The sequence below is a fragment of the Streptomyces sp. NPDC006552 genome (genome assembly GCF_040611655.1).
GTDB lineage: Bacteria > Actinomycetota > Actinomycetes > Streptomycetales > Streptomycetaceae > Streptomyces.
Map to the genome: position 1 here is coordinate 68,867 of NZ_JBEXOS010000021.1, position 21,532 is coordinate 90,398.

At 72.6% G+C, this 21,532-nt stretch carries 18 protein-coding genes; 1 reads left to right on the forward strand and 17 read right to left on the reverse strand.

The genetic code is table 11. The annotated features are described in order from the left end of the window. Positions 1 to 43: 43 nt before the first annotated feature. From ABZY33_RS15315 to fmt, 4 genes are all read right to left on the reverse strand, one after another. Complete coding sequence (locus tag ABZY33_RS15315) at positions 44 to 1,024, reverse strand: sugar-binding domain-containing protein (RefSeq protein WP_356492062.1); 981 nt, start codon at positions 1,022 to 1,024, stop codon at positions 44 to 46. A gap of 157 nt (positions 1,025 to 1,181) precedes the next feature. Then, positions 1,182 to 1,865, reverse strand: coding sequence for a ribulose-phosphate 3-epimerase (gene rpe / locus ABZY33_RS15320; protein ID WP_356492034.1), 684 nt, complete (start codon positions 1,863 to 1,865; stop codon positions 1,182 to 1,184). Positions 1,866 to 1,975: 110 nt separating this feature from the next. Next, positions 1,976 to 3,346, reverse strand: a complete 1,371-nt coding sequence (locus tag ABZY33_RS15325; RefSeq protein WP_356492063.1) for a transcription antitermination factor NusB — start codon at positions 3,344 to 3,346, stop codon at positions 1,976 to 1,978. Positions 3,347 to 3,590: 244 nt separating this feature from the next. Then, positions 3,591 to 4,520 carry a methionyl-tRNA formyltransferase gene (gene fmt / locus ABZY33_RS15330; RefSeq protein ID WP_356492035.1) on the reverse strand — a complete coding sequence of 310 codons (930 nt, stop codon included), beginning with the start codon at positions 4,518 to 4,520 and terminating at the stop codon, positions 3,591 to 3,593. 441 nt (positions 4,521 to 4,961) lie between these two features. On the opposite strand from fmt, the gene ABZY33_RS15335 reads away from it, so the two are divergent. Beyond that, positions 4,962 to 5,504, forward strand: coding sequence for a hypothetical protein (locus tag ABZY33_RS15335; protein WP_356492036.1), 543 nt, complete (start codon positions 4,962 to 4,964; stop codon positions 5,502 to 5,504). A gap of 197 nt (positions 5,505 to 5,701) precedes the next feature. Here the strand turns inward: ABZY33_RS15335 and ABZY33_RS15340 are convergent, their stop codons facing one another. The 13 genes from ABZY33_RS15340 to ABZY33_RS15400 all read right to left on the reverse strand — a co-directional run bounded on the left by ABZY33_RS15340 (position 5,702) and on the right by ABZY33_RS15400 (position 21,491). Further along, positions 5,702 to 7,849: a primosomal protein N' gene (locus tag ABZY33_RS15340; RefSeq protein WP_356492037.1), complete on the reverse strand. Its 2,148-nt coding sequence runs from the start codon at positions 7,847 to 7,849 to the stop codon at positions 5,702 to 5,704. 105 nt (positions 7,850 to 7,954) lie between these two features. Continuing rightward, positions 7,955 to 9,163, reverse strand: coding sequence for a methionine adenosyltransferase (gene metK, locus ABZY33_RS15345; RefSeq protein WP_356492038.1), 1,209 nt, complete (start codon positions 9,161 to 9,163; stop codon positions 7,955 to 7,957). A gap of 211 nt (positions 9,164 to 9,374) precedes the next feature. Continuing rightward, on the reverse strand, positions 9,375 to 10,583 hold the full coding sequence (gene coaBC / locus ABZY33_RS15350; RefSeq protein WP_356492039.1) for a bifunctional phosphopantothenoylcysteine decarboxylase/phosphopantothenate--cysteine ligase CoaBC: 1,209 nt from the start codon (positions 10,581 to 10,583) through the stop codon (positions 9,375 to 9,377). A gap of 92 nt (positions 10,584 to 10,675) precedes the next feature. Continuing rightward, positions 10,676 to 10,948, reverse strand: a complete 273-nt coding sequence (gene rpoZ / locus ABZY33_RS15355; protein WP_005319902.1) for a DNA-directed RNA polymerase subunit omega — start codon at positions 10,946 to 10,948, stop codon at positions 10,676 to 10,678. A gap of 50 nt (positions 10,949 to 10,998) precedes the next feature. Further along, on the reverse strand, positions 10,999 to 11,556 hold the full coding sequence (gmk, locus tag ABZY33_RS15360) for a guanylate kinase (RefSeq protein ID WP_356492040.1): 558 nt from the start codon (positions 11,554 to 11,556) through the stop codon (positions 10,999 to 11,001). Positions 11,557 to 11,617: 61 nt separating this feature from the next. Then, positions 11,618 to 11,941: an integration host factor gene (locus ABZY33_RS15365; protein ID WP_026246651.1), complete on the reverse strand. Its 324-nt coding sequence runs from the start codon at positions 11,939 to 11,941 to the stop codon at positions 11,618 to 11,620. Between the two features lie 236 nt (positions 11,942 to 12,177). Further along, positions 12,178 to 13,026, reverse strand: coding sequence for an orotidine-5'-phosphate decarboxylase (pyrF, locus tag ABZY33_RS15370; protein ID WP_356492041.1), 849 nt, complete (start codon positions 13,024 to 13,026; stop codon positions 12,178 to 12,180). After that, on the reverse strand, positions 13,023 to 14,129 hold the full coding sequence (locus ABZY33_RS15375; RefSeq protein WP_356492064.1) for a quinone-dependent dihydroorotate dehydrogenase: 1,107 nt from the start codon (positions 14,127 to 14,129) through the stop codon (positions 13,023 to 13,025). The genes pyrF and ABZY33_RS15375 overlap by 4 nt, the downstream gene beginning before the upstream one ends. A gap of 65 nt (positions 14,130 to 14,194) precedes the next feature. Then, a complete protein-coding gene (carB, locus tag ABZY33_RS15380; protein WP_356492042.1) occupies positions 14,195 to 17,503 on the reverse strand; it encodes a carbamoyl-phosphate synthase large subunit in 3,309 nt (1,102 codons plus the stop codon). Beyond that, complete coding sequence (gene carA / locus ABZY33_RS15385; protein ID WP_356492043.1) at positions 17,496 to 18,638, reverse strand: glutamine-hydrolyzing carbamoyl-phosphate synthase small subunit; 1,143 nt, start codon at positions 18,636 to 18,638, stop codon at positions 17,496 to 17,498. The genes carB and carA overlap by 8 nt, the downstream gene beginning before the upstream one ends. Next, positions 18,635 to 19,225: a hypothetical protein gene (locus ABZY33_RS15390; protein WP_356492044.1), complete on the reverse strand. Its 591-nt coding sequence runs from the start codon at positions 19,223 to 19,225 to the stop codon at positions 18,635 to 18,637. Before ABZY33_RS15390 ends, carA begins: the two co-directional genes overlap by 4 nt. Then, positions 19,222 to 20,511, reverse strand: coding sequence for a dihydroorotase (locus ABZY33_RS15395; protein WP_356492045.1), 1,290 nt, complete (start codon positions 20,509 to 20,511; stop codon positions 19,222 to 19,224). The genes ABZY33_RS15390 and ABZY33_RS15395 overlap by 4 nt, the downstream gene beginning before the upstream one ends. 2 nt (positions 20,512 to 20,513) lie before the next feature. After that, entirely contained in the window at positions 20,514 to 21,491 is a 978-nt protein-coding gene (locus ABZY33_RS15400) for an aspartate carbamoyltransferase catalytic subunit (RefSeq protein ID WP_356492046.1), read from the reverse strand. Positions 21,492 to 21,532 lie beyond the last annotated feature (41 nt).

A 21,532-nucleotide genomic window follows, 5' to 3' on the forward strand; every position in this document is an offset into this window, starting at 1 on the left:
CGATCGAGGAGCGGGGTCCGGGACAGAGCCCCGGGACACCGGCTCACTCATCCGGATCGGCCCGCTGCAGCGCCGGCTTCGGCGCGGCCCCCGCCGCCAGCAGGAAATCGGCCGCGGCGGTGTCGGTGACCAGACTGGTCACCAGCCCGGACCGCAGCACCGCGTCGATGGCGGCGGCCTTGCGCTGGCCGCCGGCGATGGCGACGACCTCGGGTATCCGCCGCAGCCGGTCGGTCTCGACCGTGATGCACCGCTCCCCCAGGTCACGCCCGACCCGCCGGCCCTGCGCGTCGAAGAGGTGGGCGGACATCTCGGCGGCGACGCCGAGGGACGCGTAGTGCGCGCGCTCCTCGTCGCTGAGCATGTCGTGCACGGTCGAGATGCCGGGCTCCCAGGAGCCGATCGACACACAGGCCACGGTGACCTTGTCGAAGTACTCGAAGGCGCGGGCGATCCCGGTCTGGTTGCGCAGCGCCGACGCGGTGGCGGCGTCCGGCAGCAGCATGGGCGCGTAGATGGGGTGCGCGTCCCCGCCCGACACCTGGGCGGCGCGCCGCACGGCCTCCACCGAGCCGCGCTCGGCGGTCCCGGCGTCGTACACGCCCGTCAGCTGCACGACGGTGCAGGGCGGGAGCCGGTCGAGGGCGGCGGCCATGTGGATGGTGGAGCGGCCCCAGGCGAGGCCGAGGACGTCGCCCTCGTTCACCAGTTCGCCGAGCAGGTCCGCGGCGACCTCGCCGAGGTTCTCCGGGTCGGGGGACTCCTCCGCCTCGGCGGGCGACTCCACGACCACCGCGTGCCGCAGGCCGTACCGGGCGCGCAGCGCGTCCGAGCGCTCGGCGTCCAGCTCGGCCGGGACCCGGATCTCGATACGGACGAGATCTCGCTCCAGGGCGGTCTCCAGGACCCGGGCCACCTTGAAGCGGCTGACGCCGAACTCCTCGGCGATCTGGATCTTGGACTTGCCCTCCAGGTAGAAGCGACGGGCCATGGCCGCCGCCTGCACCAGCTCCGCGGGTCCCATCCGCAGGGCTGACCGACCTGCCGATGATGCGGACACGGCGATCTCCTCACTGCTCTTCTGCACGACTCACTGCGTTCACAACCGGGATACGCCGTTCATCCTTGCAGATCCTGCGGGCTTGATCAGCCCTGATGGACGGCGTTCACGTATCCGTGGCTCAGTGGTCGCATGCCCACGCCGCCGATGCCGTCGCGCCCCGCGCCTGGGTGCGCAGTGCACGGACCGCCTCGGCCGGGTCGTCCGCCCCGTATACGGCCGATCCGGCGACGAAGACGTCCGCCCCGGCCTCGGCGCACCGCTCGATCGTCGACGCGGAGACGCCCCCGTCGACCTGGAGCCACAGTTCGAGGCCGTGCTTGGCGATGAGCTGCCGGGTCCTGCGGATCTTCGGGAGCATGAGGTCGAGGAAGGCCTGGCCGCCGAAGCCGGGCTCCACCGTCATGATCAGCAGCATGTCGAGCTCGGGCAGCAGGTCCTCGTACGGCTCGATGGGCGTGGCCGGCTTCAGGGCCATGGAGGCGCGGGCGCCCTTGGCCCGGATCTCGCGGGCCAGGCGGACCGGGGCGGCGGCCGCCTCGGCGTGGAAGGTGACGGAACCGGCCCCCGCTTCGACGTACTGCGGTGCCCACCGATCGGGGTCCTCGATCATCAGATGGCAGTCCAGCGGCGTCTGCGTCGCCCGTGCCAGGGACTCTACGACCGGCACGCCCAGCGTGAGGTTGGGGACGAAGTGGTTGTCCATGACGTCGACATGGAGCCAGTCGGCGCCCTCGACGGCCCGCGCCTCGTCGGCGAGGCGGGCGAAGTCCGCGGACAGGATGCTGGGGTTGATCTGAGCCATGCCCCCACCCTGCCATGTCCGGCGCCCCGCGCCCGCCCCGGTCCGTACCTGTCCGCCCAACCGATGCCGAGCCGTGCCCTGCCGGGCCGCCGCAGCCCGGCCCCGCGGGGTCAGGCGGTGCGGCGGATCAGCGCCAGGTACATGGCGTCGGTGCCGTGCAGATGCGGCCACAGCTGGACGTCGGGGCCGTCCCCGATGGCGGGCACACCCTGCATCAGCGGCCGCGCGTCGAGCAGTTCGGCGCCGCCGGCGGCCTTCAGCACGTCGTCGACGACGGCCCGCGTCTCGGCCAGGTGCGGCGAGCAGGTCGCGTACCCGACGACACCGCCGACGCGCACGGACTCCAGCGCCATCGTCAGCAGGGACCGCTGGAGCGGGGCGAACCCTTCGAGGTCCTGCGGACGCCGCCGCCAGCGTGCCTCGGGGCGGCGGCGCAGCGCGCCGAGCCCGGTGCAGGGCACGTCCACCAGGACCCGGTCGAAGGTGCCGGGCCGCCACGGCGGGCGGGTGCCGTCGGCGGCGATCACCTGGTAGGGCCCCGGGTTCCCGTCGAGCGCCTTCGCGACGAGCCCGGCGCGGTGCGGCTGCTTCTCGGCGGCGAGCAGCCGCGCCCCGCGCTGTGCGGCGAGCCCGGCCAGCATCGCGGCCTTGCCGCCGGGGCCCGCGCAGCCGTCGAGCCACGTCTCGTCCGGGCCCTCCAGCGGCGCGTTCGCGAGAGCAAGGGCGACCAGCTGGCTGCCCTCGTCCTGGACCCCGGCCCGCCCGGAGCGCACGGCGTCGAGCGCCCCCGGCTCCCCGCCCTCGGCCAGCCGCACCGCGTACGGGGACCAGCGTCCCGGCAGCCCGGACTCCTCACCGACCTCGGCGAGGACGGCCTCGGCCGTGGTCCGCCCGGGCCGGGCCACGAGCGTCACCTCGGGCCGTTCGTTGTCCGCCTCCAGCAGGTCCTCGATCCCGGCGCGGCCGCCGCCCAGGGAGTCCCAGAGCGCGGAGACGACCCATCGCGGATGCGAATGCACCACGGCGAGGTGTTCCTCGGCGTCCTCGGCGTAGGGCGGCGCGACCCGCTCCAGCCAGGTGTCGAGATCGTCCCGCGAGACCTTGCGCAGCACGGCGTTGACGAACTTGGCCCGGCCGTCGCCGAGCACCACGCGGGCCAGCTCGACGGAGGCGGAGACCGCGGCGTGCGTGGGGATACGGGTGCCGAGCAGTTGGTGCACGCCGAGGTTCAGCACGTCGAGCACCGGCGGGTCGACCTCGCGCAGCGGCCGGTCGATGCAGGCCGCCACGATCGCGTCGTACGTGCCCTGGCGGCGCAGCGTCCCGTACACCAGCTCGGTGGCGAGCGCGGCGTCCCGGGCGTCGAACTTCCCGGGCCCCTCCTTCTCGCGCGCCTTGCGCAGCAGCGGCGGCAGCACGAGGTTGGCGTAGGCGTCCCGCTCGTCGACGGCGCGCAGCGCCTCGAAGGCGAGGAAGCGCACCGGGTCCTTCTGCGGACGCCGGTGCGGCTTGCCGGTCCTGCCCGGCTTTGCGGACTTCCCGGTGCCCCCGCCCCGGCCGGCCGGGCCGGACGTGCTGGGGCGGCGGTTCGACGAGGTCGGCTGGTCGCTCAAAGGTGCTCCGCTGGTGGGGTCGTACGGGCGGTACGCCGAGGTCGTACGCCGGAATGAACCCTCCCAGCCTACGTCGCGGCGGCCCGTCCGGCGGTCCGGCCCCCGGGCGGGCTCAGCCGAGCCGCTCGCCCGTGGTGATGCGCACCCCGCGCGCCCAGTCCGCGGCGGCCATCGGCTTCTTGCCCTGGGCCTGCACCCACAGCAGTTCGACGGCGTCCGAGCCGGTGCCCACGTACAGGTTCTTCTTGCCGACGCCCAGCTCGCCGGGGGCGAGGTCCACCTGGTCCGGTGCGAGCACGGCCGTGCGCACCTTCAGCCGCTCGCCGCGGAACTCCGTCCAGGCGCCCGGCGCGGGGGTGCAGCCGCGCACCACCCGGTCGACGCGGAGCGCGGGCGCGCTCCATTCGATCCGGGCGTCCTCGACGGTGATCTTCGGGGCGAGCGAGACGCCGTCTGCGGGCTGCGGCACGGCCCGCAGGGAACCGTCCTCGATGCCGTCCATGGTGGCCACGAGCAGTCCGGAGCCCGCGAAGGCGAGCCGGGTCAGCAGGTCACCGCTGGTGTCGGTGGGGCGGACCGGCTCGGTCACCGTGCCGTAGACGGGCCCGGAGTCGAGCCCCTCCTCGATGAGGAAGGTGGAGGCGCCGGTGATCTCGTCACCCGCCATCACGGCGTGCTGCACGGGCGCGGCTCCGCGCCAGGCGGGGAGCAGCGAGAAGTGGAGGTTGACCCAGCCGCGGGCCGGCACGTCCAGGGCGACCTTCGGCAGCAGCGCCCCGTAGGCGACGACCGGGCAGCAGTCGGGGCCGATCTCGCGGAGCCGGGCGAGGAACTCCTCGTCACGCGGCCTGCCCGGCTTGAGCACCTCGATCCCGGCTTCCTCGGCCCGCTCGGCGACCGGGCTCGCGACGAGGCGGCGGCCGCGCCCCGCGGGGGCGTCCGGGCGGGTGACGACGGCGGCGACCTCGTGCCGGTCGGAGGCGATCAGGGCGTCCAGAGCGGGTACGGCGACCTCGGGGGTGCCGGCGAAGACGAGCTTCATCAGGGGCTGGGGCCTTTCGTGTGCATCAGGCTGGATCAGGGAACGGGGTCCGGTGCGTGTGCTCGCAAGGCGGAGGACCGAGTGATGGCGGAGCCATCGCGACGGACGACAACGCCGCGAGCGCGCGTGCCGGGGCACGCGAGCCCAGCCTGATCCACAGGAGAGGCCGTAACGGCCTCTCGGGGCAGGGTCACGGGCAGCGCACCAGTCTATGGCGGCCCGGCCGCGGCCACACATGGGGCGCACGCCTGAACGTGCGCCCCGCGCATATGCGGATGCGCCCGAACAGCGTGACCCCGTACTCGATGGCGCGTTGGTCAAGAGAGAGTTGACCAGTCCAGGGGCCGTGATCACTCGTGTGATCACTCGGTCGGCAGCGGAAGTTGTCGCTGCGGCGAGCGCGGCCCCCTCCTTTTCACCGCCGGTTCGAGAGGCTTGTCTATGGCCGACCACGCAACCCACGACGCCCAGGCACGGGCCAGCCTGCACCTGCTGGTGCGGGACATCGAGCGGGTCCGCCGGCAGGTGGACGCACTGCGCACCCTCACCGCGCAGCTCGGCAACGTCTACCGCCCGCGCCGCTCCGGCCCCTCCGCGGGGTTCGTCGTCTACGGACGGGCCCCCGCCCCGACCGTCCGTCTCGCCCAGGAGTTGCGCGACAGCGTCGAGACCCTGGTGACCGCCGCCGTGGACTTCGACCGTTCGCTGGGCTTCTCGTGGGACGCGGTGGGTTCCGCGCTGGGCGTCACCAAGCAGGCGGTGCACCGCCGTTACGGGGCCCGCAGGGCCGTCACGCAGGCCGCCGCCGACGCCGAGCGGGCCGCCGACACGCCGGCCGCCCCGCGCCCGGCGCTGCCGCTCGGCGCGGGCCCGCTGCCGACGGTGCCCGCCGCCCGCGCCATGCCGAGCCAGCCCACCGCGGGCAGCCCGGCGCTGCGCGACGAGGCCCGGCCCGGCGCGTTTCCCGGCCCACGGAACGGTTGAGCCAAGCTTTTCGGACTGCCTCCCCGCCTCGGCTGCGGGGAGGCAGCGCTGCGTCGGACGCCGTGCGCAACTCCCGCTGACGCCGTCGCACCTGACGCCGTCGCACGAACCCGGTCGACGCCCCCGAGTCCCCCTCAAGGAACGCCTTCACGTCACTCTCGGCTGACGGCCGCACGTCACCCCCGGCTGACGCCCGGTCAGCCGATGTCGAGGGGGTCCACCCGTACGCGCACCGGCTCGACCCCGCCGCGGGCCATCCGCGCGGCCTGCGCCTGCTTGAGGGCGCGGGCGAGCGCGGCCCCGCTGCCGGGCGGCACCCGCACCAGGACCCGCTCGCCCGGCGCGGCGGCCGGCGGCGCCCCGGGCCGCCGGGCGGCGCCCGGTCCGGAGGCGGGCAGCGGCACCGGACCCAGCACCTCGGCATCCCCGGGCAGTTCGACCGCGCCGAGGAAATCCTGGAGCGCGGCTGGGGTCCCGCTCACCGACGCCATCCGGGAGACCGGCGGGAAGCCCAGCTCGGCCCGGTCCGCGAGTTCCCGCACGGCGTGCCCGGCCGGGTCCCAGCGCACCAGGGCCTGCACCGGACGCAGCGTCGGCTCCGCCATGATCACCACGGTGCCGCCCGCCTCCTGGGGCCGGACCAGGGCCGCCGCGGCGATCCAGCGGCGCAGCGCGTCCTCCCCCGCCCGCAGGTCGGGCCGGCCCAGCATGGCCCAGCCGTCGAGCAGCAGCGCGGCCGCGTACCCGCCCTCGGCGACGGGCTCGGCGCCGGGCGTGCTCACCACGAGGGCCGGCTCGCCCGGCACCGTGTCGAGCACCTGCTCGCGCCCCGAGGTGCGCACCGGCACCGTGGAGAAGGCCCGGCCCAGCTCCTCCGCGGTGCGCCGCGCCCCGACCACCTGGGCCCGCAGCCGGGTGCCCCCGCAGGTGTCGCACTGCCAGCCGGCCTCCGACCGGCCGCACCAGCCGCAGGCCAGCACACCGGTGGCCTCCCGGGCCTCCAGCGGGCCCGCGCAGTGCCGGCACCGGGCGGGCTCCCGGCACCGCTGGCAGGCGAGCCGGGGCACGTACCCGCGCCGTGGCACCTGGACCAGGACCGGCCCGGTGCGCAGGGCGGCCCGGGCCACGTCCCAGGCGATGCTGGGCAGCCGCGCGGCCCGCGCCGCCTCGTCCCGGGCCTCGTCCAGGTCTCCGACGGTGCGCACCAGCGGCGCGGCGCGGCGCACCGCTTCCCGGGGCGCGGCGACCGCCGCCGCCCAGCCGCTGCGCACCAGCTGGGCGGCTTCGACGGTGCAGCTCCAGCCGCCGAGCAGGAACGCGCAGCCGTCCCGGGTGGCCCGCAGTTCCAGGACCTCGCGGACGTGCGGGAAGGGCGCGCGCTCGTCGCTGTGGTGTCCGTCCCCGTCGTCCCACACCACGACCAGGCCCAGGTCCCGTACGGGCGCGAACATGGCGGCCCGCGTCCCCACCACGGCCCGCACGGCGCCCCGGCGCACGGCGAGCCACTCCTGATAGCGGCGCTGCTGCCCGGCGTCGGCGGTGAGCAGGGCGTGCTGTCCCTCCCCCAGTGCCTCCCGCAGCGCGGCGTCGATCCGCGCCGCGAGCCGCACGGTGGGGGCGACCACGAGAGCGCCCCGCCCCGAGGCGAGGGTCGCCTGGACGGCCCGGGCGATCTCGGCGGCCCACTCGGGCCCGGGCAGTGCGGTCCACACGGCTCGTGGCGCGCCGCCGGCGGCCAGGGTCGCCAGCAGGTCGGGCCCGCGCTCGTAGCGCTGCCACGATCCCGGCGCGGGGGCGGGCGGCGGGGGCGGCGGAGCCGGGAACCGGTGTGCCTCCGCCTTGGCGTGCCGCGGCGGCACCGCGAGTTGCAGCACGTCCGCGAGGCTGCCCGCGTAACGGTCGGCGACGGCGCGCGTCAGCCCCAACAGCCCGGGGTCGAGCACCTGTTCCGGCGAGACGACCTGCGCCAGGGCGGCCAGCGGCCCCTGGTACGCGGCCTCGGCGACCCGCTCCAGCAGGAACCCGTCGATCAGGCCACCGCCCTCGCGCCGGCCGTCCCGCACGTTCTTCGAGCCCGCGCCGAACCGTACCCGCACCCGCACGCCGGGCTGCGCGACGACGTCCAGCTCCTCCGGCACGGCGTACTCGAAGTACCGGTCGAGGTGGAGCACCCCCTTGTCGACGAGGACCCGGGCCACCGGCAGCTCCTTGGCGAGGGCCGCCCCGCGCCAGGTCCGCGGCTTCGCCTTCGGCGCCTTGGCCCGGCGCACGCTCTCCCGGATGAACGCCAGCTGCTCCGGCTCGCCGCCGCCGGGCTGTCCGGGCGTGTCGTTCTCGCTGCTCACAGCTGCATTCCTACCAGAGAGGACTGACACCGGACGGCCCGGGAAAACACCGGAGGCCCGGCCCTCCCGAAGGAGAGCCGGGCCTTGGCGGCGTCGGAGCCGGGACTACAGGCCCGCGGCCTTGCGCAGCGCGTCCACGCGGTCCGTCTTCTCCCACGTGAAGTCGGGCAGCGGGCGCCCGAAGTGACCGTAGGCGGCCGTCTGGGAGTAGATCGGGCGCAGCAGGTCGAGGTCGCGGATGATCGCGGCCGGGCGCAGGTCGAAGACGTCCGTGATCGCGGCCTCGATGGTGTCCGTGTCCACGGTGTTCGTGCCGAAGGTCTCCACGAAGAGACCGACCGGCTCGGCCTTGCCGATCGCGTAGGCGACCTGGACCTCGCAGCGCGCGGCGAGACCGGCGGCCACCACGTTCTTCGCGACCCAGCGCATCGCGTACGCGGCGGAGCGGTCCACCTTGGACGGGTCCTTGCCGGAGAAGGCGCCGCCGCCGTGGCGGGCCATGCCACCGTACGTGTCGATGATGATCTTGCGGCCGGTGAGGCCCGCGTCGCCCATCGGGCCGCCGATCTCGAAGCGGCCGGTCGGGTTGACCAGGAGACGGTAGCCCTCGGTCTCCAGCTTGATGCCGTCGTCCAGGAGCGCCTTCAGCTCCGGCTCGACGACGAACTCGCGGATGTCGGGGGCGAGCAGCGAGTCGAGGTCGATGTCCGAGGCGTGCTGGGAGGAGACCACGACCGTGTCCAGGCGGACCGCCTTGTCACCGTCGTACTCGATGGTGACCTGGGTCTTGCCGTCGGGGCGCAGGTAGGGGATCGTGCCGTTCTTGCGGACCTCGGAGAGGCGGCGCGACAGGCGGTGCGCGAGGTGGATCGGGAGCGGCATCAGGTCCGGCGTCTCGTCGCACGCGTAGCCGAACATCAGGCCCTGGTCGCCGGCGCCCTGCTTGTCCAGCTCGTCGTCATCGCCCTCGACCCGGTTCTCGTACGCCGTGTCGACGCCCTGCGCGATGTCCGGGGACTGCGACCCGATCGAGACCGAGACGCCGCACGAGGCGCCGTCGAAGCCCTTCTTCGAGGAGTCGTAGCCGATCTCCAGGATCTTGTCGCGCACGAGCTGCGCGATCGGCGCGTACGCCTTGGTCGTGACCTCGCCGGCCACGTGGACCAGGCCGGTGGTGATCAGCGTCTCGACGGCGACGCGGGAGGTGGGGTCCTCCCGCAGCAGCGCGTCGAGGATGGTGTCGCTGATCTGGTCAGCGATCTTGTCGGGGTGACCCTCGGTCACGGACTCCGAGGTGAACAGGCGACGGGACACAACGCTCCCTGTGGTTGCAGCGGCTGCTGGCTGATCATTGGTGGACTGCCGGGAGCTGCGCCCGGCGGTGTCCGAGACCAGTTTATCGGTCACGCTCGGCCGCCGGACCCCGCGTCTCGGTAGATGGAAACGCTGTGACCTGCGACACCGCATTCTCCGATACGACGAACGGTCTTCGGAAGACTACTGGGCGCCCGGAATCGCCGGGTTTTCAGACACGCCGGACGACCTCGTCCCAGATCCGGTCCGCGAGCGCCTCCTTGGGGCCGTACGGGACCGGCGTCTCGGTGCCGTCGGCGCCGAGGATCACGGCCTCGTTCTCCTCGGCGCCGAAGGTCTTGCGCTCCCCGACCTCGTTGACGACGAGCAGGTCGCAGCCCTTGCGGGTGAGTTTGGCGCGGCCGTTGGCGAGGACGTCGTCGGTCTCGGCGGCGAATCCGACGACCACCTGGCCCGCGCGCCGGCGGTCGGCGGCGACCTCGGCGAGGATGTCCGGGTTGCGGACGAGGGCGATCGGGGCGGGCTCCTCGCCGTCCTTCTTCTTGATCTTGCCGCTCGCGTAGACCTCGGGGCGGAAGTCCGCGACGGCCGCGGCCATGACGACCGCGTCGGCGTCGGCGACTGCCTTCAGGACCGCCTCCCGCAGCTGGACCGCGGTGCCCACGTGGACCACGTCGACGCCCGCCGGGTCGGGCAGCGCCGCGTTGGCCGAGAGCAGGGTGACCCGGGCGCCGCGGGCGGCCGCCGTGCGGGCCAGCGCGTAGCCCTGCTTGCCGGAGGAGCGGTTGCCGAGGAAGCGGACCGGGTCGAGGGGCTCGCGGGTGCCGCCCGCGCTGACGACGACGTGCTTGCCGGCCAGGTCGGGGCCGGCCGCGCCGGCGCCGCGGGCAAGCACTCGGCGGACGTACTCAAAGATCTCCACCGGGTCGGGGAAGCGGCCCTTGCCGGTGTCGACGCCGGTCAGGCGGCCGACGGCGGGCTCGATGACGAGGGCGCCGCGGCGGCGCAGCGTGGCGACGTTCTCCTGCGTGGCCGGGTGCTCCCACATCTCGGTGTGCATGGCGGGCGCGAAGACGACCGGACAGCGGGCCGTGAGCAGGGTGTTGGTGAGCAGGTCGTCGGCGAGGCCGTGGGCCGCTCTGGCGAGCAGATCGGCGGTGGCCGGGGCGACGACCACCAGGTCGGCATGCTGGCCGATACGCACGTGCGGGACCTCGTGGACGGACTCCCAGACCGCGGTGGAGACCGGGTTGCCGGAGAGCGCCGACCAGGTAGCGGCGCCGACGAAGTGCAGCGAGGCGTCCGTGGGGACGACGCGCACGTCGTGGCCGGACTCGGTCAGCCTGCGCAGCAGCTCGCACGCCTTGTAGGCGGCGATCCCGCCGCTGACCCCCAGAACGACCTTCGGCTTCGACTCCACCGGTTCTCCCCTGCGCTTGGACGACGTACGACTCCATGACACACCACAGGCCCGACAGCCGGGCTGTCGGGCCTGTGGGAAAGCCTGCGGACTTACTGCGCGGGGCCCTCGATGGCCTCGGACGTCAGCAGGCCCGCGTTGATCTCACGCAGGGCGATCGAGAGGGGCTTCTCGTGGACGTGCGTGTCCACCAGCGGGCCGACGTACTCGAGGAGGCCCTCGCCGAGCTGCGAGTAGTACGCGTTGATCTGACGCGCGCGCTTGGCGGCGTAGATGACCAGGCTGTACTTCGAGTCGGTTGCCTCGAGAAGCTCATCAATCGGCGGGTTGATGATGCCCTCGGGCGCGGTGATGGAAGAGGACACGCTCTGCCTTCCGATGGGGGCCGGGACCGGGGTCCCGAGTGAGGTAAATATCAAACAACTTTCATCAAGGCTAGCAGCTCACGCGCCACGTCCTCGACGGAGGTGTTGACCAGGGTGGTGTCGAACTCCGATTCGGCGGCCAGTTCGACCTTGGCGGCCCCGAGCCGGCGCTCGATGACCTCGGGGGCCTCGGTGCCGCGCCCGGTGAGCCGGCGGACCAGCTCCTCCCAGCTCGGCGGGGCCAGGAAGACCAGCTGCGCCTCGGCCATCGACTCGCGGACCAGGCGGGCGCCCTGGAGGTCGATCTCCAGCAGCACCGGTTCGCCCGCCTCGAGGTGATCGAGGACGGCGCGACGCGGAGTGCCGTAGCGGTTCCCCGCGAACTCGGCCCACTCCAGGAGTTCGCCGTTGGCGATCAGCTTGTCCATCTCCTCGTCGGTGACGAAGAAGTAGTGGACCCCGTGCTGCTCGCCGGGGCGCGGCTTGCGGGTCGTCGCCGACACCGAGAGCCAGACCCCGGGGTGTTCCTTGCGCATATGAGCGACGACCGTGCTCTTGCCGACCCCCGAGGGGCCGGAGAGCACGGTCAGCCGCGGACGTTCACTCATGCAGCGATTATTCCAGTTGTTCCGGACTGCCCGGACCAGCCCGGGGGCCGGACCGTGCCGCTCAGGCCCCGGTGCTGCCGAACTCGCGCTCCAGGGAGGCGATCTGGTTGGAGCCGAGACCGCGCACCCGGCGGGATTCGGAGATCCCGAGCCGCTCCATGATCTGCTTGGCGCGGACCTTGCCCACGCCCGGCAGGGACTCCAGGAGGGCGGAGACCTTCATCTTGCCGATGACGTCGTTCTCCTGGCCCTGCTTGATGACCTCGTGGAGGGAGGCGCCGGAGTGCTTCAGTCGATTCTTGACCTCGGCCCGCTCCCGGCGAGCCGCGGCGGCCTTCTCGAGCGCGGCTGCGCGCTGTTCAGGGGTAAGGGGCGGAAGAGCCACGCCTACGTCACCTCGGATGTCGAAACTGTCGGATACGGACCGGTGAGGAACCTACTCGCCCCACACCTCTCGACGGAGACTAGCGGCCAAGGCCGCCAGAGTCAGCGAGAACGAACGAAAAGTCCTGGTCAGCCTCGCACGAGCCGCGCATTCCCGACATAACAACCAGTAAATCGGTCAGGATTCGGACGCGGGGCCCGAGGTCGGCACGGAGTGCCACCCCCGGGCGCCTCTCCTCAGGCGCCGTCGACCGCCTCACGCACCTCGTCCGCGAACCGCACGGCCGCCTCGCGCAGCGCCGGGACGGAGGGTCCGGCCTTCAGGACGCCCCGGCTCACGTTCGGTACGACGTTGCGGACGGCGGAGCCGAACACGGTCGGCAGATCGGCGGCCGTGGCGCCCTGTGCCCCGATGCCCGGCGCGAGGAGCGGGCCGTTGACGGAGAGCTGGTAGGAGGACAGGTCCCCGAGGGTCGCGCCGACGACCGCGCCGAAGGAGCCGAGGGGCTCGGCCCCCGCGTTCTCCTCGGCCAGGTGCGCGAGCATCGTGGCGCCCACGGTGCGCCCGTCCGCGCGCACGGCGTGCTGCACCTCGCCGCCCTCGGGGTTGGAGGTGAGCGCGAGGACGAACAGGCCCGCGCCGGACGCGCGCGCCAGCTCGACCGCGGGCTTCAGCGACCCGTACCCGAGGTAGGGCGAGACCGTCAGCGCGTCAGAGAAGAGGGGGGAGTCCTGGTGCAGGAAGGTCTGCGCGTACGCGGCCATGGTGGAGCCGATGTCGCCGCGCTTGGCGTCCATGACCACCAGGGTGCCCGCGGCCCGCAGCTCGGCGACGGCGCGCTCCAGGACGGCGATGCCGCGCGAGCCGAACCGCTCGAAGAACGCCGACTGCGGCTTCACCACCGCGACCGTGCCGGCCAGGGCCTCGACCGTCGTACGGGTGAAGGACTCCAGGCCCGCGATGTCGTCGCCCAGACCCCAGGAGGTGAGCAGGGCGGCGTGCGGGTCGATGCCGACGCACAGCGGGCCGCGCTCGTCCATGGCGCGGCGCAGGCGGGCGCCGAAGGGCTGCTGCGGCTCGGTCATGCGGCTTCCGCCTTCTTCACGTCGGCGCCGACCGCGTCGGCGAGGGTGGCGTACGGGGAGGTGTTCAGCCGGGCGGCGAGGCCCTTGTGGATCGCGCGGGCGTAGAACGGGCCTTCGTAGATGAAGGCCGAGTAGCCCTGGATGAGCGTGGCGCCGGCGAGGATGCGCTGCCAGGCGTCCTCTGCGGTCTCGATGCCGCCGACGCCCACGAGGGTGACCTGGTCGCCCACGCGCGCGTAGAGGCGCCTCAGGACCTCCAGGGAGCGCTCCTTGAGCGGCGCTCCGGACAGTCCGCCGGCCTCCTGCACGACGTCGCCCCGGGTGGTGAGGCCCGTGCGGGAGATCGTGGTGTTCGTGGCGATGATGCCGTCCAGGCCGAGTTCGACGGCGAGGTCGGCGACGGCGTCGATGTCCTCGTCGGCGAGGTCGGGGGCGATCTTCACCAGGAGCGGGACGCGGCGTGCGCGCACGGTGCGGTCGGCGGCCTCGCGCACGGCGGTGAGCAGCGGCCGCAGCGCCTCGGTGGCCTGGAGGTTGCGCAGGCCCGGGGTGTTGGGCGAGGAGACATTGACGACGAGGTAGTCGGCGAAGGCGGCGAGGCGCTCGGTCGACTTCACGTAGTCGGCGGCGGCCTCCTCCTCCGGTACGACCTTGGTCTTGCCGATGTTGACGCCGACCGTGGTCTTGAAGACCGGGTTGCGGGAGGCCAGGCGGGCGGCGACGGCCAGCGAGCCTTCGTTGTTGAAGCCCATGCGGTTGATCAGCGCGCGGTCCTGGACGAGCCGGAACAGGCGCTTCTTGGGGTTGCCGGGCTGCGGCTCGCCGGTGACGGTGCCGATCTCGATGTGGTCGAAGCCGAGCATCGCCATGCCGTCCACGGCGAGGGCGTTCTTGTCGAAGCCCGCGGCGAGCCCGAAGGGGCCGTGCATACGAAGACCGAGGGCTTGCGTACGCAGCTCCTTGTAGCGCGGCGCGAGGGCGGCGGCCACGAAGGTGCGCAGGACGGGGGTGCGAGCGGCGCGGCGGATCCAGCGGAAGGCCAGGTGGTGGGCCTTCTCGGGGTCCATGTGCTGGAAGACGAGACGGAAGAACAGCTGGTACATGACGGGGTCCTCAGGAGGCCTCATGAAGAGGGGGACACCGTTGCCGGTGTCCCCCTGCTGGGTGGCTAGTCGCGGGCCGCGGTCAGGTGTTCCGCGTGTTCCTGCAAGGAGCGGACGCCGACGTCGCCGTGGGTGAGGGCGTCGATGCCCTGGACGGCGGCGGCGAGCGCCTGGACCGTCGTGAGGCAGGGCACGGAGCGGGCCACGGCCGCCGTACGGATCTCGTAGCCGTCGAGGCGGCCGCCGGTGCCGTAGGGGGTGTTGACGATGAGGTCGACCTCGCCCGCGTGGATCAGCTGGACGATGGTCTGCTCGCCGTTCGGGCCCTCGCCCTCGGACTGCTTGCGCACGACGGTGGCGCTGATGCCGTTGCGCCGCAGGACCTCGGCGGTGCCGGAGGTGGCCAGCAGCTCGAAGCCGTGGGCGACCAGCTCACGCGCCGGGAAGATCATCGAGCGCTTGTCGCGGTTGGCGACCGAGATGAACGCCCGGCCCTTCGTCGGCAGCGGCCCGTAGGCGCCCGCCTGCGACTTGGCGTACGCCGTGCCGAAGACGGTGTCGATGCCCATGACCTCGCCGGTGGAGCGCATCTCCGGGCCGAGGACCGTGTCGACGCCGCGGCCGCGGATGTCGCGGAAGCGCGACCACGGCATGACGGCCTCCTTGACGGAGATCGGCGCGTCGAGCGGGAGCGTGCCCCCGTCGCCGGTCTTCGGCAGGAGCCCCTCGGCGCGCAGCTCGGCGACGGTGGCGCCCAGCGAGATGCGGGCGGCGGCCTTCGCGAGCGGCACCGCGGTCGCCTTCGAGGTGAAGGGGACGGTGCGCGAGGCGCGCGGGTTGGCCTCCAGGACGTAGAGGATGTCCCCGGCCAGCGCGAACTGGATGTTGATGAGGCCGCGCACGCCGACGCCCTTGGCGATGGCCTCGGTGGAGGCGCGCAGACGCTTGATGTCGAAGCCGCCGAGGGTGATCGGGGGCAGGGCGCACGCCGAGTCGCCGGAGTGGATGCCGGCCTCCTCGATGTGCTCCATGACGCCGCCGAGGTAGAGCTCCTCGCCGTCGTAGAGGGCGTCGACGTCGATCTCGATGGCGTCGTCGAGGAAGCGGTCCACCAGCACGGGGCGGCTGGGGCTGATCTCCGTCGACTCCTCGATGTACGCGGACAGGCGGGTCTCGTCGTAGACGATCTCCATGCCGCGGCCGCCGAGCACGTAGGACGGGCGGACGAGGACCGGGTAGCCGATCTCGTCGGCGATCGCCTTCGCCTCCGCGAACGTGGTGGCGGTGCCGTGCTTCGGCGCCGGGAGGCCGGCCTCGGCGAGGACGCGGCCGAAGGCGCCGCGGTCCTCGGCGGCGTGGATCGCCTCCGGCGGCGTGCCGACGACGGGGACGCCGTTGTCCTTGAGCGCCTGGGCGAGGCCGAGCGGGGTCTGGCCGCCGAGCTGGACGACGACGCCCGCGACCGGGCCCGCGAGGGACTCGGCGTGCACGATCTCCAGCACGTCCTCGAGCGTCAGCGGCTCGAAGTACAGGCGGTCGGAGGTGTCGTAGTCGGTGGAGACGGTCTCCGGGTTGCAGTTGACCATCACGGTCTCGTAACCGGCGTCGCTGAGCGCGAAGGAGGCGTGGACGCAGGAGTAGTCGAACTCGATGCCCTGGCCGATGCGGTTCGGGCCGGAGCCGAGGATGATCACCGCGGGCTTCTCGCGGGGCGCGACCTCGGACTCCTCGTCGTAGGAGGAGTAGAAGTACGGCGTCTTCGCGGCGAACTCGGCGGCGCAGGTGTCGACCGTCTTGTAGACCGGGCGGACCCCGAGGGCGTGCCGGACCTCGCGCACGACGTCCTCGCGCAGGCCGCGCACCTCCGCGATCTGCTGGTCGGAGAAGCCGTGGCGCTTGGCCTCGGCGAGCAGCCGCGCGTCGAGGCGCTCGGCGTCCGCCAGCTCGTCGGCGATCTCCTTGATCAGGAAGAGCTGGTCGACGAACCAGGGGTCGATCTTCGTGTGGTCGAAGACCTCCTGGGGCGTGGCGCCGGCCCGGATCGCCGCCATGACGGTGTTGATCCGGCCGTCGGTCGGGCGCTCGGAGGCTTCGAGCAGCTCCTGCTTGTCGCCGACCGGGCCGACGAAGGTGAACTGGCTGCCCTTCTTCTCCAGGGAGCGCAGCGCCTTCTGGAACGCCTCGGTGAAGTTGCGGCCGATGGCCATGGCCTCGCCGACCGACTTCATGGTCGTGGTGAGGGTGGAGTCGGCGCTCGGGAACTTCTCGAAGGCGAAGCGCGGGGCCTTGACGACCACGTAGTCGAGCGTCGGCTCGAAGGAGGCCGGCGTCTTCTCGGTGATGTCGTTCGGGATCTCGTCGAGCGTGTAGCCGACGGCCAGCTTGGCGGCGATCTTCGCGATCGGGAAGCCGGTGGCCTTCGAGGCGAGCGCCGAGGAGCGGGAGACGCGCGGGTTCATCTCGATGACGATGACGCGGCCGTCTTCGGGGTCGATCGCGAACTGGATGTTGCAGCCGCCGGTGTCGACGCCGACCTCGCGGATGATCGCGATGCCGATGTCGCGCAGCCGCTGGTACTCGCGGTCGGTCAGCGTCATGGCGGGAGCGACGGTGATGGAGTCGCCGGTGTGCACGCCCATCGGGTCGAAGTTCTCGATGGAGCAGACGACCACGACGTTGTCGTTCTTGTCGCGCATCAGCTCCAGCTCGTACTCCTTCCAGCCGAGGATGGACTCCTCCAGGAGCACCTCGGTGGTCGGGGAGAGCGTCAGGCCCTGGCCGGCGATGCGGCGCAGCTCCTCCTCGTCGTGGGCGAAGCCGGAACCGGCGCCGCCCATGGTGAAGGAGGGGCGCACGACGACGGGGTAGCCGCCGAGGGTGTCGACGCCCTGGAGCACGTCGTCCATGGAGTGGCAGATCACGGAGCGGGCGGACTCGCCGTGGCCGATCTTCTTGCGGACCTCCTCGACGACGCCCTTGAAGAGGTCGCGGTCCTCGCCCTTGTTGATCGCCTCGACGTTCGCGCCGATCAGCTCGACGCCGTACTTCTCCAGGACGCCCTGGTCGTGCATGGAGATCGCGGTGTTGAGCGCGGTCTGGCCGCCGAGGGTGGGCAGGAGCGCGTCGGGGCGCTCCTTGGCGATGATCTTCTCGACGAACTCGGGGGTGATCGGCTCGACGTACGTGGCGTCGGCGATCTCCGGGTCGGTCATGATCGTCGCGGGGTTGGAGTTGACCAGGATCACCCGCAGGCCCTCGGCCCGCAGGATGCGGCACGCCTGGGTGCCGGAGTAGTCGAACTCGGCGGCCTGGCCGATGACGATCGGGCCGGAGCCGATGACCAGGACGGACTGGATATCGGAGCGCTTAGGCACGCTGGCCCTCCATCAGGGTGACGAAACGGTCGAAGAGGTACGCGGCGTCGTGCGGGCCCGCGGCGGCTTCGGGGTGGTACTGGACGGAGAAGGCCGGCTGGTCGAGCAGCTGGAGACCTTCGACGACCTGGTCGTTCAGGCAGACGTGGGAGACCTCGGCGCGGCCGAAGGGCGTCTCGCTGACCTTGTCGAGCGGTGCGTCCACGGCGAAGCCGTGGTTGTGTGCGGTGACCTCGACCTTGCCGGTGGTGCGGTCCTGCACCGGCTGGTTGATGCCGCGGTGGCCGTACTTCAGCTTGTACGTGCCGAAGCCGAGGGCGCGGCCGAGGATCTGGTTGCCGAAGCAGATGCCGAACAGCGGCGTCCTGCGCGCGAGGACGGCGCGCATCAGCGCCACCGGTCCTTCGGCGGTGGCCGGGTCGCCGGGGCCGTTCGAGAAGAAGACGCCGTCCGGGGCGACCGCGAACAGCTCCTCCTCGGTGGCGGTGGCGGGCAGCACATGCACCTCGATGCCGCGCTCGGCCATGCGGTGCGGGGTCATGCCCTTGATGCCGAGGTCGACGGCGGCGACGGTGAACTTCTTCTCGCCGACCGCCGGGACGACGTAGGTCTCCTTGGTGGCGACCTCCTCGTACAGGCTCGCGCCCTTCATCTGCGGCTGCGCCTGGACCTTCGCGATCAGCTCGGCGTCGGCCGGCAGCGTCTCGCCGGCGAAGATCCCGGAGCGCATGGAGCCGCGCTCGCGCAGGTGGCGGGTGAGGGCGCGGGTGTCGACGCCGCTGATACCGACGACGCCCTGGGCGACCAGCTCGTCGTCGAGGCTGCGCCGCGAGCGCCAGTTCGAGGGGATACGGGCGGGGTCGCGCACGACGTAGCCGGAGACCCAGATGCGGGCCGACTCGTCGTCCTCGTCGTTCCAGCCCGTGTTGCCGATCTGCGGGGCGGTGGCGACGACGATCTGGTGGGCGTACGACGGGTCGGTGAGGGTCTCCTGGTAGCCGGTCATGCCGGTGGAGAAGACGGCCTCGCCGAAGGTCTCCCCCACGGCCCCGTAGGCGCGGCCGCGGAACACGCGGCCGTCCTCCAGGACGAGTACGGCGGGAGTTTTGGCGGCTCCCCTGGTGGAGGTGATCATCGTGCGGTGCCTTCCGTCGTGATGTGCGTCTTGCTCATGTCGTTGATCGCGGTGACCCACTCGGCCTGCTCCGCGGCGTGGTCCGAGCGGAACCCGGAGTCGATCAGCTTGTCCCCGTGGGCCCAGGTGACGATCAGCAGACCGCCCTCCGTGAGGACCTTGCCGGCGATGCCCTTGTCGAGCCGGGCCTCGCGCAGGGCGTCCGCCGGGACGAAGAAGTCGCTCGCCCCGGGGCGGACGACGTCGAGTCCGGCCTCGGTCAGGGTCACCTCGGCGCGGCTGCGGGTGCCGAGGCCGTGCGCCACGATGCGGTCGAGCCACTGCCCGGCGGTGGTGGAGCCGTGGTACCGGCCGCTCATCGTCATTTTCGGCTCGCCGGGCGCTTCGGGCGACCGCGGGAGCGGGGCCAGGTCGCCCTGGAGGGTGCCGCGCCACTTCCAGCCCTGGCGCATCAGCCAGTAGACGAGGGCGATGAACAGCAGCAGTCCGACGATCCAGCCGATCCGGTTCGGCCAGTCCGTCACCTGCGCCGACTTCTCTTCGGCGGCCAGGCGGACGGTGTGGGTCAGGGGGGACAGTGGTGTCACGCGAGCTTCCCGTCGGCGAGGGTGGCCTTGCCCCGCAGCCAGGTGTGGGTGACGCGCCCCGGCAGCTCACGGCCCTCGTAGGGGGTGTTGCGGCTGCGGGAGGCGAAGCCCGCGGGGTCAACGCTTCCACGGTAGTCGGCGTCGACGAGAACGAGGTTGGCGGGCTCACCTGCCGAGACGGGGCGTCCGTGGCCCGTGGCCCGGCCGATCGCGGCGGGCTTGACCGACATCCGGTCGGCGACGCCCGCCCAGTCGAGCAGCCCGGTGTCGACCATGGTCTGCTGCACGACGGACAGGGCGGTCTCCAGGCCGACCATGCCCATGGCGGCGGCGGCCCACTCGCAGTCCTTGTCCTCGTGCGGGTGCGGGGCGTGGTCGGTGGCGACGATGTCGATGGTGCCGTCGGCGAGCGCCTCGCGCAGCGCCCTGACGTCCTTCTCGGTGCGCAGCGGCGGGTTGACCTTGTAGACCGGGTTGTAGGAGCGCACCAGCTCGTCGGTGAGGAGCAGGTGGTGCGGGGTGACTTCGGCGGTCACGTCGATGCCGCGGGACTTGGCCCAGCGCACGATCTCCACGGACCCCGCGGTCGACAGGTGGCAGATGTGGACGCGGGAGCCGACGTGCTCGGCGAGGAGCACGTCGCGGGCGATGATCGACTCCTCGGCGACGGCCGGCCACCCGCCGAGACCCAGCTCGGCGGAGACGGTGCCCTCGTTCATCTGCGCGCCCTCGGTGAGCCGGGGCTCCTGCGCGTGCTGGGCGACGACGCCGCCGAACGCCTTCACGTACTCCAGGGCGCGGCGCATGATCACGGCGTCGTGGACGCACTTGCCGTCGTCGGAGAAGACGGTGACGCCGGCGGTGGACTCGTGCATGGCGCCCAGCTCGGCGAGCTTCTGTCCTTCCAGGCCCACGGTGACGGCGCCGATGGGCTGCACGTCGCAGTAGCCGTGCTGCTCGCCGAGCCGGTGGACCTGCTCGACGACGCCCGCGGTGTCGGCGACCGGAAAGGTGTTGGCCATGGCGAACACGGCGGTGTAGCCGCCGGAGGCGGCGGCGCGGGTGCCGGTCAGGACGGTCTCGGAGTCCTCGCGGCCCGGCTCGCGCAGGTGGGTGTGGAGGTCGACGAGGCCCGGCAGCAGGACCTTGCCCCCGGCCTCGACGACCTCGTCGACACCGTCGGCGCTCAGCCCGGCTCCGACCGCGCCGATGACCGTCCCGTCGATCAGCACGTCCTGCGGCGCGCCGCCGAGCACCTTCGCACCGCGGATAAGGATCTTGCTCATGGTTACTTCTCCTCGGTACGGGAGTGGGTGACGGCGGGTTCGTTGCCGCCGAGCAGCAGGTAGAGGACGGCCATCCGGGTGTGGACGCCGTTGGCGACCTGTTCGATGGCCGTGCAGCGGTCGGAGTCCGCGACCTCGGCGGTGATCTCCATGCCGCGGACCATCGGGCCGGGGTGCATCACGATGGCGTGCTCCGGCATCTTCGCCATCCGGTCGCCGTCGAGGCCGTAGCGGCGGGAGTACTCGCGCTCGGTGGGGAAGAACGCGGCGTTCATCCGCTCGCGCTGGACGCGCAGCATCATCACCGCGTCGGACTTGGTGAGCGTGGAGTCGAGGTCGTACGAGACCGCGCAGGGCCAGGTCTCGACGCCGACGGGGAGCAGGGTGGGCGGGGCGACGAGGGTGACCTCGGCGCCGAGGGTGTGCAGCAGGTCGACGTTGGAGCGGGCGACCCGGCTGTGCAGGACGTCGCCGACGAGCGTGACGCGCTTGCCGTCGAGTCCCTGGCCGAGCCCGGCGTCGGCGCCCACCAGGCGGCGGCGCATGGTGAAGGCGTCCAGCAGCGCCTGGGTGGGGTGCTGGTGGGTGCCGTCGCCCGCGTTGATGACGGGGGCGTCGATCCAGCCGGAGGTGGCCAGCCGGTAGGGGGCGCCCGAGGCGCCGTGCCGGATGACGACGGCGTCGACGCCCATCGCCTCCAGGGTCTGCGCGGTGTCCTTCAGGGACTCGCCCTTGGAGACGCTGGAGCCCTTGGCGGCGAAGTTGATGACGTCGGCGGAGAGCCGCTTCTCGGCGGCCTCGAAGGAGATCCGGGTCCGGGTCGAGTCCTCGAAGAAGAGGTTGCAGACGGTCCGCCCGCGCAGCGCGGGCAGCTTCTTGATGGGCCGGTCGGCGACGCGGACCATCTCCTCGGTGGTGTCGAGGATGAGGACGGCGTCGTCACGGGTGAGGTCGGCGGCCGAGATGAGGTGTCGCATCATCGGGGGTGCTCCGTAGGGAGGTATCAGAGATGTCAGGACAT

Coding starts and splice junctions, on each gene's coding strand:
- pyrF (WP_356492041.1), bottom strand. CDS start 13,026: ATGACCGAGCCGCAGCAGCCCTTCGGCGCCCGCCTGCGCCGCGCCATG.
- ABZY33_RS15395 (WP_356492045.1), bottom strand. CDS start 20,511: ATGAGCAAGATCCTTATCCGCGGTGCGAAGGTGCTCGGCGGCGCGCCG.
- ABZY33_RS15400 (WP_356492046.1), bottom strand. CDS start 21,491: ATGATGCGACACCTCATCTCGGCCGCCGACCTCACCCGTGACGACGCC.
- ABZY33_RS15335 (WP_356492036.1), top strand. CDS start 4,962: ATGGCCGACCACGCAACCCACGACGCCCAGGCACGGGCCAGCCTGCAC.
- ABZY33_RS15315 (WP_356492062.1), bottom strand. CDS start 1,024: ATGGGACCCGCGGAGCTGGTGCAGGCGGCGGCCATGGCCCGTCGCTTC.
- carA (WP_356492043.1), bottom strand. CDS start 18,638: ATGATCACCTCCACCAGGGGAGCCGCCAAAACTCCCGCCGTACTCGTC.
- gmk (WP_356492040.1), bottom strand. CDS start 11,556: ATGAGTGAACGTCCGCGGCTGACCGTGCTCTCCGGCCCCTCGGGGGTC.
- fmt (WP_356492035.1), bottom strand. CDS start 4,520: ATGAAGCTCGTCTTCGCCGGCACCCCCGAGGTCGCCGTACCCGCTCTG.
- ABZY33_RS15375 (WP_356492064.1), bottom strand. CDS start 14,129: ATGTACCAGCTGTTCTTCCGTCTCGTCTTCCAGCACATGGACCCCGAG.
- rpe (WP_356492034.1), bottom strand. CDS start 1,865: ATGGCTCAGATCAACCCCAGCATCCTGTCCGCGGACTTCGCCCGCCTC.